The organism is Janthinobacterium leeuwenhoeki (assembly GCF_051380795.1).
GTDB lineage: Bacteria > Pseudomonadota > Gammaproteobacteria > Burkholderiales > Burkholderiaceae_D > Janthinobacterium.
The window spans coordinates 119,992-136,026 of record NZ_JBNYXT010000004.1 but is presented as its reverse complement, the minus strand read 5'-3'; the positions used below and the strand labels follow the sequence as shown (position 1 = coordinate 136,026).

The 16,035-nt window shown below is 58.8% G+C and carries 13 protein-coding genes; 3 read left to right on the top strand and 10 right to left on the bottom strand.

What is annotated here, in order from left to right; all coding sequences use genetic code 11:
* Positions 1-11: 11 nt before the first annotated feature.
* Positions 12-797 carry a DNA/RNA non-specific endonuclease gene (locus ACQ4WS_RS05360; protein ID WP_436474332.1) on the bottom strand — a complete coding sequence of 262 codons (786 nt, stop codon included), beginning with the start codon at positions 795-797 and terminating at the stop codon, positions 12-14.
* 225 nt (positions 798-1,022) lie between these two features.
* Here ACQ4WS_RS05360 and ACQ4WS_RS05355 point away from each other — a divergent pair, with 225 nt between their 5' ends.
* Positions 1,023-1,550: an SRPBCC family protein gene (locus tag ACQ4WS_RS05355; protein WP_436474330.1), complete on the top strand. Its 528-nt coding sequence runs from the start codon at positions 1,023-1,025 to the stop codon at positions 1,548-1,550.
* A gap of 58 nt (positions 1,551-1,608) precedes the next feature.
* Here the strand turns inward: ACQ4WS_RS05355 and ACQ4WS_RS05350 are convergent, their stop codons facing one another.
* The 6 genes from ACQ4WS_RS05350 to ACQ4WS_RS05325 all read right to left on the bottom strand — a co-directional run bounded on the left by ACQ4WS_RS05350 (position 1,609) and on the right by ACQ4WS_RS05325 (position 8,630).
* Positions 1,609-2,622 carry a response regulator gene (locus ACQ4WS_RS05350; RefSeq protein WP_436474328.1) on the bottom strand — a complete coding sequence of 338 codons (1,014 nt, stop codon included), beginning with the start codon at positions 2,620-2,622 and terminating at the stop codon, positions 1,609-1,611.
* On the bottom strand, positions 2,615-3,712 hold the full coding sequence (locus tag ACQ4WS_RS05345) for a hybrid sensor histidine kinase/response regulator (protein WP_436474326.1): 1,098 nt from the start codon (positions 3,710-3,712) through the stop codon (positions 2,615-2,617). Before ACQ4WS_RS05345 ends, ACQ4WS_RS05350 begins: the two co-directional genes overlap by 8 nt.
* A 1-nt stretch (position 3,713) precedes the next feature.
* Positions 3,714-5,057, bottom strand: a complete 1,344-nt coding sequence (locus tag ACQ4WS_RS05340) for a sensor histidine kinase (RefSeq protein WP_436474574.1) — start codon at positions 5,055-5,057, stop codon at positions 3,714-3,716.
* 2 nt (positions 5,058-5,059) lie between these two features.
* Positions 5,060-6,454 carry a class I SAM-dependent methyltransferase gene (locus ACQ4WS_RS05335; protein ID WP_436474324.1) on the bottom strand — a complete coding sequence of 465 codons (1,395 nt, stop codon included), beginning with the start codon at positions 6,452-6,454 and terminating at the stop codon, positions 5,060-5,062.
* 230 nt (positions 6,455-6,684) lie between these two features.
* On the bottom strand, positions 6,685-7,710 hold the full coding sequence (locus tag ACQ4WS_RS05330; RefSeq protein ID WP_436474322.1) for an AraC family transcriptional regulator: 1,026 nt from the start codon (positions 7,708-7,710) through the stop codon (positions 6,685-6,687).
* Complete coding sequence (locus tag ACQ4WS_RS05325; protein WP_436474320.1) at positions 7,710-8,630, bottom strand: GGDEF domain-containing protein; 921 nt, start codon at positions 8,628-8,630, stop codon at positions 7,710-7,712. Before ACQ4WS_RS05325 ends, ACQ4WS_RS05330 begins: the two co-directional genes overlap by 1 nt.
* A gap of 306 nt (positions 8,631-8,936) precedes the next feature.
* On the opposite strand from ACQ4WS_RS05325, the gene ACQ4WS_RS05320 reads away from it, so the two are divergent.
* Both ACQ4WS_RS05320 and ACQ4WS_RS05315 read left to right on the top strand, forming a co-directional pair.
* A complete protein-coding gene (locus ACQ4WS_RS05320) occupies positions 8,937-11,474 on the top strand; it encodes a TonB-dependent receptor (RefSeq protein ID WP_436474318.1) in 2,538 nt (845 codons plus the stop codon).
* A gap of 17 nt (positions 11,475-11,491) precedes the next feature.
* Entirely contained in the window at positions 11,492-13,351 is a 1,860-nt protein-coding gene (locus ACQ4WS_RS05315) for a phytase (RefSeq protein ID WP_436474316.1), read from the top strand.
* An 81-nt stretch (positions 13,352-13,432) separates the two neighbouring features.
* On the opposite strand, the gene ACQ4WS_RS05310 is transcribed toward ACQ4WS_RS05315, so the two are convergent.
* The 3 genes from ACQ4WS_RS05310 to ACQ4WS_RS05300 all read right to left on the bottom strand — a co-directional run bounded on the left by ACQ4WS_RS05310 (position 13,433) and on the right by ACQ4WS_RS05300 (position 15,908).
* Positions 13,433-13,849 (bottom strand): hypothetical protein, encoded by a 417-nt coding sequence (locus tag ACQ4WS_RS05310; protein WP_436474314.1) that lies wholly within the window; start codon positions 13,847-13,849, stop codon positions 13,433-13,435.
* A 342-nt stretch (positions 13,850-14,191) separates the two neighbouring features.
* A complete protein-coding gene (locus ACQ4WS_RS05305; protein WP_436474312.1) occupies positions 14,192-14,623 on the bottom strand; it encodes a hypothetical protein in 432 nt (143 codons plus the stop codon).
* The gene (locus ACQ4WS_RS05300) at positions 14,610-15,908 is read right to left on the bottom strand and encodes an AAA family ATPase (protein ID WP_436474310.1); all 1,299 of its coding nucleotides are present in this window, start codon (positions 15,906-15,908) and stop codon (positions 14,610-14,612) included. The genes ACQ4WS_RS05305 and ACQ4WS_RS05300 overlap by 14 nt, the downstream gene beginning before the upstream one ends.
* Between the last annotated feature and the right edge of the window lie 127 nt (positions 15,909-16,035).

Below are 16,035 nucleotides of genomic sequence, written 5' to 3'. Positions count from 1 at the left end.
TTTTGACGGTCTTATTTCCTGGACTTGCTATTGATCTTCGGCAAACTCAGCATGCGCAGTTTTTGCTGGCGCGTCAGCGACGGTAACAGATCGATGCCTATCCTGTCTTCCAGTTGCGCAATGCTCAGCATTTCATACGCCTTGGTGTCGACGTTTTCTATGAAATAGGCGGCGCCGGCGCGCTGGCGCGGGCTGTACACGGCCTTGTACAGATGGCTGGGCACAATGACTCTTCCCACCTTGCGCAGGTTGCCGCTAATAAAAGCCGGTCCCGTGATCACGTACAAATCGCCTTCCTTCTTCGCCATCTTGCGCACGGCGCCCTCGATGCCAGCCCACACATAGCGGTTGTTGCGCGAGTCTTGCGGCACCATATTGGCCAGGGTAAAGCTGTCGTGCTGGCTCTGGCGGTCCGGCATGTCGCCGTTGGGCGCCATGTGGCCACGGTCGAAGCCGCTGCGCGCATAATCGGCCAGTTCCGCGCGCTGGGCGGCGGGCAGCTTGCGCTCGGCATGAAAAGAGTTTTCGCGCGACAAGTCCTGCGCCGCTTCCAGCTTGTTCGCCGTCAAGTGTTCAGCCGACCACAGCGGCGTGCGCGTGATCCCCGAATGCATCACGCCAAACACCTTGTAGCACAGCTCCTTGGTCGCCACGTCCAGCTTGGGGTTGGTGATTTCCGGCTTGCGGCCATCCACGTAATGCCCCGGGCAAGCATCGGCATGCGCCGGGTTCGCGGCAAAGGCGGAAGCCAGCAAGCCGCACGCCAGGGTCAGCCTGGCGATCATTCCTTGAATCATATTTCCCTCTGAAATCTTTGCAGGCCAGCATTCTAGCGGACGCCGACCCTCACCACCAACTTGCACAAACCTGGCGTGTGCGCCTCTGCGCGTCTGGAAACGGGCGTACAGGCGGCACTGCGCAAAGCTGGCGCAAATAAAGGACGACAGGCGGCGCACAGCCATTCATATCTGCTAAGATTGCCTGGATTCGTTCGCATCGACCATTCAAGACTTGGAGAGCATATGATCAAAAAAACCCTGCTGCTGATCGTTGTCGTCGTCGCCGCCATCCTCGGCTATGCCACCACCAAACCCGACACCTTCAGTGTCCAGCGCGAAATCACCATCAAGGCCCCGCCCGAGAAGATCGCCGCCCTGATCACGGACTTCCATTACTGGGCCGCCTGGTCGCCGTGGGAAAAACTCGATCCGGCCATGCGCCGCACGTTTACGGGGCCGGCCAATGGCCTGGGCGCCCAGTATGCCTGGACGGGCAATGACAAGGTGGGCGCCGGCCGCATGGAAATCACGGAAGCTGCCCAGCCCGAGCGCACCGTCATCAAGCTGGACTTCCTCAAGCCTTTTGAAAGCCATAACACCACCACGTTTGCCATGACGCCCGAGGGCGACAGCACCAAGGTGAACTGGACCATGACGGGCCCCAGCCCTTACGTCAGCAAGGTCATGACGGTGTTTGTCAGCATGGACAGGATGATCGGCAAGGATTTTGAAAAGGGCTTGAACAACCTGAAGGCGGCCGCGGAGCGCTAGGCCCGCTCGCAGCAAGCAGAAACAGGGCCCGCGCGGCCCTGTTTCACTTGGTGCTCCGTTAGAACTGCTCGATCCAGGCCGCCAGGTGGTCTGGCGTGAGCGCCGGTTCAGCCTGCACCACCTTGCCCTGCAAGCCCAGTTCCGTCTTGCTGAGCTGCAATGACCAGCCGCGCCGCGCCAGCCACAGCAAGCTGGCCAGCCAGAACGAGTGGATGGCCGAGACGGGCGTGGAAGTCGGCGTTTCCAGGAATTCCGTCAACAGCCGGCCGTCGAGGAACAGCGCCGTGACGCCCTGGTTTTGCAGCGCAGCGCCAAACACGGGCAGCAGCATGTCGATCGCCTGCTCCACGCTACGGCCCGGATGCTCGCGCTCGAGCGTGTCGAGTTGCTGGCGCACGGCGGCGGCAAAAGCCGTGCCACGGAAGGCTTCCGAACTAACCAGGTCGGCATAGTCCATCAGCAGCCAGTCCGGCTCGGGCGGCGTGACGCCGGCCGTCAGGGCCGCCGACAAATACGCTTCCACGGGCAGTTGCTGTTCCGGGCCGGCCAGGCTGGCGCACAGGGCGTACAGGGTGCCGATACGGTTGGCGACGGCTTGCCGCTGGCGCACCATCAGCTTTTCGCGCAGCAACTGGGCGTGCTCGTTGCGCAGCCGCGCCAGTTCCAGAGCTTGTTTCAACTCCATGCGCAGGGCCGCGATATCCCACGGCTTCTGGATGTAGCGGTGGATCTGCCCCTGGTTGACGGCTTCCACCGTATGCTCCAGCTCGGAATACGCGGTGGTCAGTATGCGTACGATGTGCGGATAGCGGTCCCAGCAATACGACAGCAACTCGTTGCCGTAGGCGCCGGGCATGCGCTGGTCCGATACCAGCACGGCGATGCGGCCGGCCTGCTCGTCGAGGATGCGCTTGCCTTCCTCGACCGACGTGGCCGTCAGCACGTCGGCCAGCGGCGCAATGGCGCGCTGGAAGTATTTGAGGGCGTTGGCCTCATCATCGACATAGAGTATCGTCGGCAAGCCTTGCGCCGGCTCACGCTGAGCCGGCAAACGCAGATTGGCGTCAATCATGCTCGTTCCTTATATGTACTGGAAAATTCAGAGTTACCGTGGTGGAAGTGCCAAACTCGGTGACGATATCGAGGTTGCCGCCGAACGACTGCATCATGCGGTGGCAAAACACCATGCCCCAGCCCTTGCCTTCGCCGCCGCCTGCACTGACGGGGTCGATCAACAGCTGTTCGACAATCTCGGGGGCGATGCCGGCGCCATTGTCGCGCAGCGTGATGCTGCCTGCATCGATGCGGATGCCGATCGCCGGATGGGCTTGCTCCCCGGCCGAACGCAAGGCATTCGCCAGCACGGACGATAAAATCAGTGCGACGCAATTGGGTGACTCGGCAATGGAGAAATCGTCGCCCACGTCGACCGTGATGGCGGCGCGCTGGGCCGTGCTCAAGGGATAGCTGTCGAGCAAGGCATCCAGCAACTGGCGCGCGCTGCCGGCGCGGCGTCCGCCCTGCATGCCCGGCCCGGCGCTGGCCAGGCGCACCGTGTCGATAAAGCTGGCCAGCACCGACAAACAATAGCGCGCATTGTCGTGCATCAAGGTGGCCGCTTCGCCGATCTCGGCCTGCGGTGCGGCGTCCGCCTGCGCGCGCCGCGCAATGCCGCGCGCAAAATTGGCGATGGCCGCCAGCGGCGTGTTCAATTCATGCGCGAGGAAGGCCAGCGATTCCTCCATCGCCACCAGGCCCTGGCGGCGCGCGGCGCGCTCGCGTCCTGTCTGCACGGCCAGCTGCAGCGCCGTTTGCATGGCGGCCAGGTCGAGCGGCTTTTCCAGCAAACGGAACAGCGCGCCGCCGTTGATCAGCTCAAGCAGCACGTCCTTGTCCGCATAGGCGGTGACGAGCATGCAGACGATGTGCGGATAGCGCTGCGCCACTTCCTGCAGCAGCTCGCTGCCCAGGCGATCCGGCATGCGGTAATCGGTGACGAGCACGTCAATCTGACCGGCTTCGTCTTGCAACAAGGCGAGCGCCGCATCGACGCTCAGGGCCGTCAGCACGCGGTAGCGGGGCCCGACGGCACGCTCGAAATACTTGCAGGCGAGCGTTTCATCGTCCACGTACAGCACGCTGGCGCGGCTATCGTTTTCCATGCTAGCGGCCCTCCCAATCGGAGCGCTGCAGGTCGAAATTCATGCTGGCCCATTCACCCAGTTCGCTTTCGGCGCTGAGGGTACCGCCGTGGCGCTCGATCACGCCATAGCTGATGCTCAGGCCCAGGCCAAGGCCCTGCCCCACTTCACGCGTGGTAAAGAACGGCTCGAACACGCGCGCCAGGTTTTCCGGCGCAATGCCGGGGCCATTGTCGCGCACGCTGATGCGCAGGCGCTCGTCATTCCAGTGGGCCGTGATGCGTATCTCGAACGGCGGGGCATTGCCCTTGCGCATGGACAGCACGGCATTGCCCAGCAAGTTGATCAGCACGCCCACGATAGCCGCCTCGTCGCCGCGCACCAGGGTGTCGACCGGCAAGTCGTGGCTGATGCTGACATTTTTTGTTTCATGCCCTACCAGCCGGATGGCCGCGTCGAGTGCGCTGCGGAACTGGAAATGTCCCGTTTCCAGCTGGTTGCCGCTCTTGCGGTAGGCAAAAGTCTTCAAGTCGGACACGATGTGCTGCACGCGCAGCATGCCCTGCTTGGCGTCGGCCAGGCATTCGCTGACCAGCGCGCTTTGCCTGGCGGCCGGGTCTTCGATGGCCACCTCGATGGCCATCATGCAGAAATTCACGGGGTTGTTCACCTCATGCAACATGCCGGCGGCCAGGGTGCCGAGAGCGGCCATTTTCTCCTGCTGCAGCATCTGCCCCTTGATATCGGCCAGGCTTTTGTTGGTTTCTTCCAGCTGCGTATTCTTTTGCGCCACTTCCGCCTTCAGCTGGAACAACATGAAACGGGCGCGCTCGTTGAAATAGGTAAATACGGCGCTGATGCTGGCCGACATGATGAGGAACAAACAGTTGACGACAAACGTGCCCGGCAAGTCGAAGCCGCCCGCATGCCAGGCGCAGGCGGCCACGTACAGCAGGCAGGAAACGGCGCCGAAGACCATGTTCTGCCACAGGCCGAAGGCCAGCACGATGCCCGATGAATAAATGGCCAGGGTCATGCCCACATAATAGATCGAGGTGGCGCCTTCCGTGACGGCGATCATCCAGGCGATCATGATTTGCGGCAGGATCAGCCACACAAACGTCAGCCCCTGGATGCGGTCTTGCGCCCAGCGCGTGCGCATGGCCAGGACGACGCAAAAGATCAGCGCCGACACGAGGATGCGCGCACTGGTAAACGCCGACTGTTTATCCGGATACAGGGCCGAATCGAGGCCCATGCCCAGCAGGATCAGCACGATGCCCGTGTAGGCCCCGCCGCGGCTGAATTCCAGGCGGAAATCGCGCAGCACGGCCGCGTAGCCGGCGTGCAGGCCTGGAGTATCCATCATCAAGGTATGCTCACTTCCGCAAACACATTCACGCCCGTCGCGTCGACATAGATCAGCGGATCCTTTGCCTGTTCGGGCAGCAAGGCCGACAGACCCGCTTCATTGCGATAGATCAAATGCCATTCCAGCAAATGCTCCATGCCGAACTTGCCCGGATTGTTCGCGTGCACATTCGTGACGAGCAGGCGGCCGCCCGGTCCCACGCGTGAAGCGAAGTGCATCAGCAGGCGCGCGCACACCTTGTCGGACAGGTAGTCGAACAGACCGGCGCAATACACGGCGTCGTAACTGCCGGGCAAGCCCGTGATACCAGCGCCATGGCGGCGCTTGAGCAGGTTATGCACGGAGTCGTGCACATAATCGATCTCCACCACGCGCCCCGTGCGCTGCATGATGGTGGTCAGGCGCGCGCGCGTCCAGTCCAGCGTCTCGCTGCTGAAGTCGACCAGTTCGAAGGCCAGCCATTGCGCATCCGGGCACGTTTCCAGGAAACGCTGCACCTCGATGGCCGGGCCGCAGCCCACGTTGAGCACCTTGTAGACGCGCCCGGCAGTGCGCGCCGCGGCCGCCTTCTGCGCCAAAAATTCCGTCAGGATATCGATGCGGTTGCGGTGCGCCGTCGCCACGGCCGCCTGCAAGAAGGCCGCATTGACGATCTGAAAATACGTGCTCGGGCCCTGGCGCGGATCGTCCAGCAGCTGGTTGACCATCTGGTAGTCGCCCGCATAGCCGAGCGGCTTGGTAAACGTGCGGAAAACGAAGGGTGCGCGCAGGATCAATGGGTGCAGCGCCGCCTGGGCGAAGGCCCGATGGGCCGGCGCCCGCTCTTCCTCGACGAGCGATGCTTCTACCTCGAGCTGGCGCAGGTACAGCTGGGTCTGCTCCATCAGCGGCAAGGCCAGTTCATCGAAGATATCGGGACGCAGGCGGCCGTTTTCCTTCGGCAGCGAGTCCGACAAGTCGACCTGCTCGACCCAGCGCGCCACTTCCGACAGGAAGGCGCGCATTTCGTTGACGACGATCTGGTAGTCGCGGCGGATGCGGAAGCGCTCGCCCCAGCCGGCGACAAAGGCGCTGGACTCTTTCGCCACGGCGCCCTTGACCACGACCACGTCGCTCAGCTCGCGCCACTCGTCGATCAGGGTCACGGAAACGATGGCGGTCAGGCCCGTGTTGACGCTGCTGATGACGACGGCCTTGCCGACGTAGGCGTTTTTCGCTCCCATGCGCACCGTCACGTCATTGAGCACCTCGCTGACCTGCACAATCGAGTATGGATTATAGATTTCCATGACCAGCGAATTGCGCTGCAAGTTGAAAATCGTGCCACGCACCGCCTCCCCCTGGGTGTTGCGGAAACTGACGACTGGATCGATCTGCGATTGTGAATACACGATTGAGCATTATCAAGTTACCCGGTTGCCGGCGCACCATGCTGGGCACGCCAGTTTCCAGGCTGGGTTAAGGCACGGCACACCGGTCGTTTGCCGCCGTGCCGGAGCGCCTCAAAGCGCGTCTGTTCGCTCTCTGATCGAGTGTACTATGGATGTGGCAGAACGGGCAATTGTTCCCTCTGGAACGACTGTCCATCGCGCTGGAGCGCAACGTTGCGTGCAGAACGTCTTTAACCAGCAACAAACAAGGCCAGCGCGTGACGCAGCAACTGTGGCGTTTGCCCCGTCCAGCGCTTGAATGAGCGGCGGAAGTTGGTGGCATCATGAAAGCCGAGGTAGGCGGCCACGGCATCGTTGTCGTAGCCATGCGCCTGGAACAGATAAATCGCCTTGTGCGCGCGCACCTGGTCCAGCTCGGCCTGGAAATGCGTGCCATGGCGCGCCAGGTGGCGTTTCAAGGTGGCGGGACTGACGCCAAACTCCTGCGCAGTACGCTCCAGCGTGGGCGCGCAGCGAATGTTCGCCAGCAGATAGTCGTACAGCGCACCGAGCAGGCTCGCTGCCGGCACGGGCGCCAGGGCGGCTGCGCGCAAGGCCAGCGCCGCCGCCGTGGCATTGCCGCGCGGCCAGGGCTTGTCGAGCCAGCTGGAATCGATGAGCATCGCGTCGACCTGGCAATCGAAACGCAGCGCCTGGCCCAGGTGCACTTCATGCTGCTCCACGTGGCGGGGCCGCGCGCGGTTGAAGCAGAAGCGCCACGGCAGCGCTTCGCCGGCCAGCCAGCGGCACATGGCCGCCAGCGCCGTCATGTGCATTTCCACCAGAAAAGGCAGCTGGCTGGGCGCGCCGAACGCAACGACCCAGTACAGCACGTGCATGTCGCCCGCTTCGCGCAAACGCGGCTGCAGAAGCGGACACAGCAAGGTATGAAAATCGCACAGGATGCTCAAGGCCTGGCGCAGATTCTGCGCCTGCAGCAAGGCGTGGCTGGCGGCGCCGTAGTGGCCGGGCAGCATTTGCTGGCCCAGCATGAAGCTGGTGTCGGCACTGTCCAGGCCGCGCGCCACGTTGGCCAGCAATTGCAGGTATTGCGCGGCGCTGACCTGGCTTTCGGCGGACGGCAGCGCGCCGCCATCGAGGCCCGTGCCCTTGAGCAGCGGCGCCACAGCCAGTTCGCGGCTGCGCGCGTAATCAAGCACCAGCGCCGGCTGGTGATGGGCCGCGATGCTGGGGTCGCCTTGCTGGTTCAGCAGCATCAGGCAGGCGCGGCGGTGCCGGCCCTGGGACTGGAACTGGGACTGGCGCTCCGGCCTGGCGTTTCCACGGCCCGGCTCAGCTCGGCAAGCACCACTTCCGGCACGCCATCGGTGAGCGAGCACGCGTGCCGCAAGCTCAGGCGGATTTCGCGGTTGTCGTTGGCGTGGTGGCGCATCTGCCCCACCATGGCGCACAAGTGGCGCGCCTTCACGGCCGCATCCTCGCGCGACACGCCCGGCATCAGCACGGCGAAGCGGTCGCCCGCATAGCGGCACAGCAAATCGTCATTGCGCAAGTTCAGCAGCAACATGTGGCCCACGGCTTGCAGCACGCGGTCGCCTTCGCGGTGGCCGTACTCGCGGTTGATCAAATGAAAGCTGTCGATATCGAGCAAGACCAGCGCGCAATCGAGGCCGGGCCGGCGCTCCTGCTCCAGGCGCATTTGCGTGCGCAGGTAGCTGGCGTCGGCCAGTTGCGTGATGCGGTCGAAGGCGCGGTGGTCGCGGAACAGGCGTTCGCGCTTTTGCAGGTGCTCGTTCAGGCGGAACTGTTCCTGGCGCCAGTAATACATGCCGATCGTCAGCAGCAGCATGCCAAACGGAATCAGGCCTTCCAGCCAGTTGTCCCACACGGCACTCTTGTCGACGGCAAAGAATTCGTCCAGGCAATCGGCCCAGGAGCCCAGCATGATGGCGCACAGGCCGCCGGCGATCAAACTCGTCACCCGTCCCCGTGGACGGCTGCTGAGGGTAAACAAAAACCAGATGCCGGCCATGACGGCCGTGCCGCCTTCACAGACGATATCCATCCACTTCCAGATGGCAAACGGTTTAAGGTGCCCCAGTGTGGCGTACAGGAACAAGAACAGGGGCAAGGCCAGCCCGGCGGCAATCAGACTGTTACGGTGCAACGGCAGCATGTGGGGAACCTTTAAAAGTGATCCTGTTGCCACGATAGCGCCCGCCCGTGACGGCACGATGACATGTTCCACGCCCCTGCGGCAGGTGCAAACGGATCAGCATTAGTAGTTACAATCCTGCAAATACGGCCTGCCGCGCCCCATGCGCCCTGCGCTGGCAGGTCATTTCAGCTCACCCCGGCCCATTTCCGCCCGGAATGCGTTCCCCTGCCGTTGTTTTCAGGGTGGCAAGCCCTTGCCTGTCACGCAACCGTCATATTTGCTGCCTAGAATCCGCCCGGTTCCCTACCCCTAACCGAGCTCTTCATGAAAACCATGCATACGTCCTTCCCCTCCGCGCTGCGCCTGACTGCCCCGGCCCTGGCCATCATGGCCATCTTCGGCGGCCAAAGCCACGCGCAAGCGCAAGATGCGGACGGCCAGCAGGCCGCCACCGTGGTCGTCAGCGGCCAGCGCGCCAGCCTGCGCAACGCCATCGCCGCGCAAGAGAAGGCCGACAACATCATCAGCGTCATCAGCAGCGACGATATCGGCGGCTTGCCCGATAAAAACGCAGCCGAAGCACTGGCCCGCTTGCCGGGCGTATCGGTGCAGCGCGACCAGGGCGAAGGCCGCTACATCACGGTGCGCGGCCTGGGCCCGGACTTGAACGCCGTCACCATCAACGGCGCGCTGGTGCCATCGCCGGAAGCGGGCCGCCGCGCCGTGGCGCTCGACATCCTGCCTGCCGGCCTGATCCGCACGCTGGAAGTGTCGAAGACCTTGCTGCCGGAAATGGACGCCAACTCGCTGGGCGCCACCGTCGAAGTCAAATCGCTGTCCGCCTTCGACTTGCCGGGCAAGCTGCTGTCGGCCAACGTGGGCGCCAGCTACGACGAAAAGACGGGCAAGACCAGCCCCAGCGGCGGCGCCCTGTGGGCCCAGCGCTTCCTCGACGGCAAGCTGGGCGTGGCCGCCGGCCTGAGCGCGGAAAAGCGCTCTTTCGGCTCCGATGACGTGGAAACGGGCGGCGCCTGGAGCAAGGGTAAATTATCTAGCCTGGAATTGCGCGACTACCTTCCTGTGCGCAAACGCGGCGCGCTGGCCGTCAACCTCGATTACCGCCCCGAAGCGGGCAACAGCTGGTTTTTGCGCTCGTTTGTCAGCGAATTTTCCGACGATGAAGTGCGCGACCGCCTGACCATCAGCAATATCGCGGGCGGCAGCCTGGCAGAAGGCGACACGGCCAGCGCGCGCGCCGAGCGCCGCATCCGCCAGCGCAAGTACAAGCAGCAAGTGCGCTCGCTGGTGCTGGGCACGCAGCAGAAATCGGGCGACTGGACCCTGGACGTGAAAGGCGGCATGAGCCGCGCCACGGAAAACACGCCGGAATCGCTGAACGACGGCCGTTTCCGTGGCACCAGCAATTTCGCCGGCATCAGCTTCACGGATACGCAGGAGCCGAAATTGAGCGGCCCCGCCTCGCTGTACGCTCCGGCCAACTATGCGCTCAACGCCATCACCCTGCAAAAGCGCTACTCGAAGGACAATGAACACCACGCGCGCATCGACCTGGCGCGCAAGTTCGACATCGCCACCCTGAAATTCGGCGCGAAAGTCAGCCGCCGCGAAAAAAGCAATGACACGGATCAATGGGCGTATAACAGCAGCAAGGCGTCGAGCGGCAATTACTGGGGGCTTGGCGCCACCTCGATGAGCAACTTCGTGCAGGGCCACAAGCTCGACTACGATCTGGGCAACATTGGCGTGGCGCTGGACCCCGCCCTGATCCGCGCCCGCGTGGCAGGCCTGGACCGCGACAAGGCGCGCCTGGCCACCGAGTCCATCATCAACGATTACCGCATGCATGAAGACATCAACGCCATGTATGTGCAAAACAGCTACGACTTCGACGCCTGGCACATCCTGGGCGGCGTGCGTGCCGAACGCACCAGCTTTGAAGCGACCGGCTCGCAGGTGGACAGCGCAGGGTTGGCCACGCCCTTGATGCGCGAACGCTCGTACACCAACTGGCTGCCGAACCTGCAAACCCGTTATGACGTCGATCAAAAGACCAGCGTGCGGGCCGCCTGGACGCAAGCCGTGGTGCGCGCCAACTTCAGCCAGCTGGCGCCGGGCATCAGCCTGACCAGCAACACGGAAGCCGTGATCGGCAACCCGGACTTGAAACCCTTGAAAGCCAACAACCTCGATCTGGGTATCGAAAGAGTCCTGGGCAACGACGGCGTGATGTCTGCCTACGGCTTTTACAAGGACATCAAGAATTTTACCTACACGACCAACCTGGCCGGCACGGGATCATGGGCGGGCTACACGACGGCCACCTCGTATGCGAATGGCGACGCGGCCAAGGTCAAAGGCATCGAGCTGGCCTATATGCAGCCGCTGCGCATGCTGCCGGCGCCATTCAACAAGTTTCTTGTCGGCGTGAATGGCACCTTGAGCACCTCGAGCGCGCAAATCGGCCGCTACGACAAGGCCAGCAACAAGCAGATGAACCGCGACATCCGCCTGCCGGGCCAGTCAAACCAGGTGATGAACTTGATGCTGGGCTATGAAACAGGGCCTGTGAGCGCCCGCCTGGCCCTCAACTACAAGTCGCCGTACTTGCTGGAAATGGGCGGCGACATCCTGGACCAAAGCCAGGACCATATCGTCGACAGCCAGAAGCAGCTCGATTTCTCGCTGTCGTACCAGATCAACAAGCAGTTCCAGGTGGTCTTTGAAGCGGCCAACCTGAACAACGAGAAATACTATGTCTACCAGGGTACGAAGCAATACAACGTGCAGAACGAACAATATGGCCGCACTTTCAAAGTGAGCCTGAAAGCCAGCGCCTTCTGATGATGACTGCAAATACCATGAAAAAAACCGTACTCTGCAGCGCTTTGCTGGCTGCTTTCTGCCTCAGCGGCATCGCGCAGGCCGCCCCCGCCAACGCTTTACCTTCCTTTACGCAGGAAGCGGAAGAGCTGGCCCGCCTGCCCGGCGGTGGCTGGCTGACCCTGGACAAGCACGGCTTGCGCCTGTTCAATGCAAGCGGCCAGGAGCAGGACCGCATCACCGTGCGCGCCAAGCAGCTTGACACGCGCATCGATGGCAATCGCGTGATTGCCGTGTTCCTGGAAGCGGACACGCAGCGCCCCCTGCCCGTCTCCGTCGATGTGCAAGCCGGCAAGCTGGTCAAGCTGGCGCCGTTTCCCGTGCCCATGTTTTCCGTGGAAGCATCCTGCCTGTACCGCGACGCGCAGCAGCTCGATCATCTGTTCTTGATCGGCAAGGATGGGCAAGCGGAACAGTGGGTGATGCAGGGCGAGCAGCGTAGCCTGGTGCGCAAACTCGCCTTGCCGCCGCACGCCAAGCATTGCAGAGTCGACGATGGCGCGCAGCGTCTGCTGGTGAGCGAGTCCGGCATGGGCGTTTGGGCATATGAGGCCGATTCCGAAGGCATGGGCAAGCGCGAAGTGGTCGCGCTGCGCAAACCGTATGGCCGGCTGGACGGCGGCGCCGGCGCGCTGGCCGTGCTGCCGGGCGGCGTGGCGGTACTCGACGGCAAGGCGGACAAGCTGCACCTGGTCACCCATCAGGGCAGTAAATGGACGGCGCAGCCAGCCCAAGCCCTCGCCTTGAACGTGCGCAAGGGCGACAGCCAGCTGGCGCTCGACGGGAATTCGTTGATGTTACGCGGCAAGAACGGTTGGCAAGCGCGGACCTTGCAGTGGAATGGCAAGGCGGAAACGCAGCCTGCGGTGGCCATCATCGCGCCGCAAGCGCAAACGGCGCCGATGGCGCGCCAGGGCGACGCGGCCGACGATCCAGCCATCTGGCTGTCCAGCAACCCGGCCGACGCACGCATCCTCGGCACCAACAAGAAACAGGGGCTATTGGTCTACGACTTGCAAGGCAAGCAAACGCAGCTGCTGGAAGTGGGCCGCCTGAACAACGTCGACGTGCGGCAGCATATCCAGTTCGGTGGTAGCAAGGTCGACCTGGCCGTGGCCACCCAGCGCGACGACAACAGCATGATGTTGTTCACCATCAATGCCAGCGGCGACGTGGCGGAAGCAGGCCGTTTTCCTACCGGCCTGAAAAGCATCTACGGCATGTGCTTGTACCAGCCTGCCAGCGGCGGCGTGGAGGCGTTTATTAATGACAAGGACGGCACTTTCCAGCAATACAGCATCGGCTTGAAAAGCGACAAGTTCAGCGCCACCCTCTTGCGCAGCTTCAAGGTCGCCACCCAACCGGAAGGCTGCGTGGCCGACGACGCCAACGCCCGCTTGTTCCTGGGCGAGGAAACGCGCGGCATCTGGACCACCTCGGCCAACGCCGCCAAGCCGGACGCCCTCAGCATGGTCTTGCCGGTGGGCGCGAACCTGGCGGCGGACGTGGAAGGCATGGCCATCTACCGCAAGCCGGGAGGCGCGCCCAACACCGGCTACCTGATCGTCTCCAGCCAGGGCGACAACAGCTACGTGGTGCTCGACGCACAAGCCCCTTATAAAGTGCGCGGCCGCTTCAAAGTGGGCTTCAACTTACCAGCCGGCATCGACGGCACCTCGGAAACGGATGGCCTCGACGTCACCTCCGCCAACTTGGGCGGCGCGTATTCGCAAGGCATGCTGGTGATCCAGGACGGCTACAAGCGCTTGCCCGATGGGCCGCAGAACTTCAAGTATGTGGCGTGGGGGGATGTGGCGAAGGCGTTGGGGCTGGAGTAATCAGGCAGGAGCGGGGGCCGGCTCCGCGAGGGAATGCGCCACAATGGGGTGCATTCAATCACGAGGGAACCAGCCCCGGCACTAGCTGCGCGGCATATCAATATGAAATGGCAGGCGCTTGCCGAACAAGTCCACCATGCCAGACACGAGCAGGCGCCGTGCGGACAATTCGATAATATTGACGGCCGACACGTCGCCATATTCCATCATATAGATACCCGATTCCTCCGCTTCGGGATGCGTATCCAGCATCCCGATCGCCAGCGCCCCTTCCTGCCCTTCCGGTATGCGCAAGCCGTGCAGGAAAAAGGCCGGCGGATACAGCGCCCACGACCATTCCGCATCCTCCGGCTCGGTCAAGCGCATAAACACATCATCGTCGCCGTGGATATCGATATTGAGCTCCAGCATGCCACTGCCATGAGCTTCCAGACTAATGCTTGATTTCGCTACATCCACTTCAAAATTGGTGTCGCCGATACTGAAAATTCCCATCAATACTATTCCTAAAGTACAAATAACTAAGCCACTCAGTATGGCTTCAACGAATACGACACAGCCAAACTAAATTCAACGATCATACGAAAAATAGAGATAATCAAATCTAACGTGCTAATTTCATGCCAAATTCCATAACATAAAATTATATATTCCCCCAGCCAACCAAGAGGATGTGCGAATCACAACACATCACACTTAGGTCACTTCCACTTACAATACCAGAAGTTAATGAATAATCCTAAAAATAGTTTCATTAACATATGGAATTTATCAATATAATTCATCTAAACAATCACAAAAAATAGCCAAGTACCTCTCTCACTCAATGCCATGGAAACATTATAATTCAACCTGCGCCATAATATTTTTAACATCAAAAGATGATTTCCATTTTTGCATAAATTTCACTTTTACCATTTGAATATTAATACTCGATCTTGGTACTCGAGAAGAAACAACAAAACATTTCTTTGTATAATCGGCATGCCTAACCTTTAGCTTATTTAGGGTATTCTCCAATTGATTCACAGCATGCTTTATATCAATACCTTTCAATTCAACATATATGGCTACGCCTTTCCCCACTTGATGAGGCGCCACTTCCAATAAGTAATCACAGCGTATTTCGCCTCCTGTAATAAGGCAATCATCGACCAATATTTTCGAAACAGATAATTGCCCTTTATTATTCAGTCGAAAAGCTCTACCATTTTCACCGCACACCACAATTTTATCTTTAGAATCATTTATACAGCGATCAGGAATTTGCATATTTTAAGTTTAAAAGATTATCAAAATCAGAATTTATATCATCAGATGCTCCATCAATAGCGTTTGCATCTATAAGGCGCAATTCCTTATCCAATATACACTTAACTACGCCATTCTCAACAGAGTACGCCGTTACCTCGTCAAAATTAATCGAGGAGTTCTTCCATTGCGACGACGCATATTTCCATGCCTTGGAATTTATTGGATTTTTTATTACTTCACTAGCCAAGATTGAAGAGTTAAATACACTTAACACATATGGGCTATGAGTTGTTATGAAAAATCTGTTATTTCTATCAGTCAGGTTATATATCGACGTTATAATTTTAACTATTTTTTGTTGAGCTTCTGGAAATAAATGCGCCTCAGGTTCCTCTATGAAAAATATATTTTTCTTATCTTCTCCATAGAAAAACGGGAGTAGAGACAATACAACAAGCATTGGCAAAGCTTCTTGTTGCCCCGATGAAGAATTTGCCGCATTGAGTTTGCATCGTTCCGATTCAATCCAATCTTGCCCATCCGCATACTTATAACGCCCTTTCAAGATAGATTCAATTAGATTATCTATTTCAACAAGAGAAATATCTCTTCCTCTCAAAAAATCCGGCCTATGACGCAATAAACTTTTAGATCTCTCATATGCTGAACCAAACTCTTTAAGGAATGGATCAATTGGAATATTTCCCGCCAAAAATGAAAAAACATTTTTCTGCAAATTAGAAAAAAACGAACGGCCTGCCGGTATGAAAGTTGAATGTTCAAGAAAACCAATTTCTAAATTCCTTAAAATTTGTTCTTTGGCCAAACTCAAAAACTCCATTTCTGGATTTTTAAATATCTTAGAGGTGGCCATATCAGAACCAATCTCCAACTCACTTTCATTCCTTCTTGCCGCCACAACAATCTTCTTTTTTACCTGATCAATTATTTTCGAATATTCGAAATATATTTTTAAATTTCCACTTTCATTTTTGTCAAAATTCTTAATTGATATTAAGACATCATTTAATTTATACTCAATAAGGAAATGTTGACCATCCCAGCTATATTTAGGAAATATCTCACAAAAATCAGAAATTGCATTTTTGCAAATCTTATCTCTTGCTAAATTCTCTCTCGCGGCATCAATAATTGACTCAGCAATAAAAGTCTTAAAGAAATAAACAAGTTTTGCTATTACGCTCTTACCACTTGCCTGCGGCCCTATCAATATGTTTATGCTTTTAATCTCTATTTCAGCATTCTTTACAGTCAAAAAATTTTCTATTTTCAAATGTTCCATTTTACTCCAATGCAATTATTATTTTAAATTTAAAAAACAAACAATCTTTTAATACCCCATCAATACGCATAACATCAACAGAAATCAAAGACATTCAGCTTTGGATTGACACTATGCTGATAGGTCG

Bases quoted from the DNA above. Each gene is read 5' to 3' on its own strand.
- ACQ4WS_RS05315 (WP_436474316.1), top strand. From the start codon at position 11,492: ATGAAAAAAACCGTACTCTGCAGCGCTTTGCTGGCTGCTTTCTGCCTC.
- ACQ4WS_RS05330 (WP_436474322.1), bottom strand. From the start codon at position 7,710: ATGCTGCTGAACCAGCAAGGCGACCCCAGCATCGCGGCCCATCACCAG.
- ACQ4WS_RS05350 (WP_436474328.1), bottom strand. From the start codon at position 2,622: ATGATTGACGCCAATCTGCGTTTGCCGGCTCAGCGTGAGCCGGCGCAA.
- ACQ4WS_RS05300 (WP_436474310.1), bottom strand. From the start codon at position 15,908: ATGGAACATTTGAAAATAGAAAATTTTTTGACTGTAAAGAATGCTGAA.
- ACQ4WS_RS05360 (WP_436474332.1), bottom strand. From the start codon at position 797: ATGATTCAAGGAATGATCGCCAGGCTGACCCTGGCGTGCGGCTTGCTG.
- ACQ4WS_RS05340 (WP_436474574.1), bottom strand. From the start codon at position 5,057: ATGGATACTCCAGGCCTGCACGCCGGCTACGCGGCCGTGCTGCGCGAT.
- ACQ4WS_RS05355 (WP_436474330.1), top strand. From the start codon at position 1,023: ATGATCAAAAAAACCCTGCTGCTGATCGTTGTCGTCGTCGCCGCCATC.
- ACQ4WS_RS05325 (WP_436474320.1), bottom strand. From the start codon at position 8,630: ATGCTGCCGTTGCACCGTAACAGTCTGATTGCCGCCGGGCTGGCCTTG.
- ACQ4WS_RS05345 (WP_436474326.1), bottom strand. From the start codon at position 3,712: ATGGAAAACGATAGCCGCGCCAGCGTGCTGTACGTGGACGATGAAACG.
- ACQ4WS_RS05320 (WP_436474318.1), top strand. From the start codon at position 8,937: ATGAAAACCATGCATACGTCCTTCCCCTCCGCGCTGCGCCTGACTGCC.
- ACQ4WS_RS05305 (WP_436474312.1), bottom strand. From the start codon at position 14,623: ATGCAAATTCCTGATCGCTGTATAAATGATTCTAAAGATAAAATTGTG.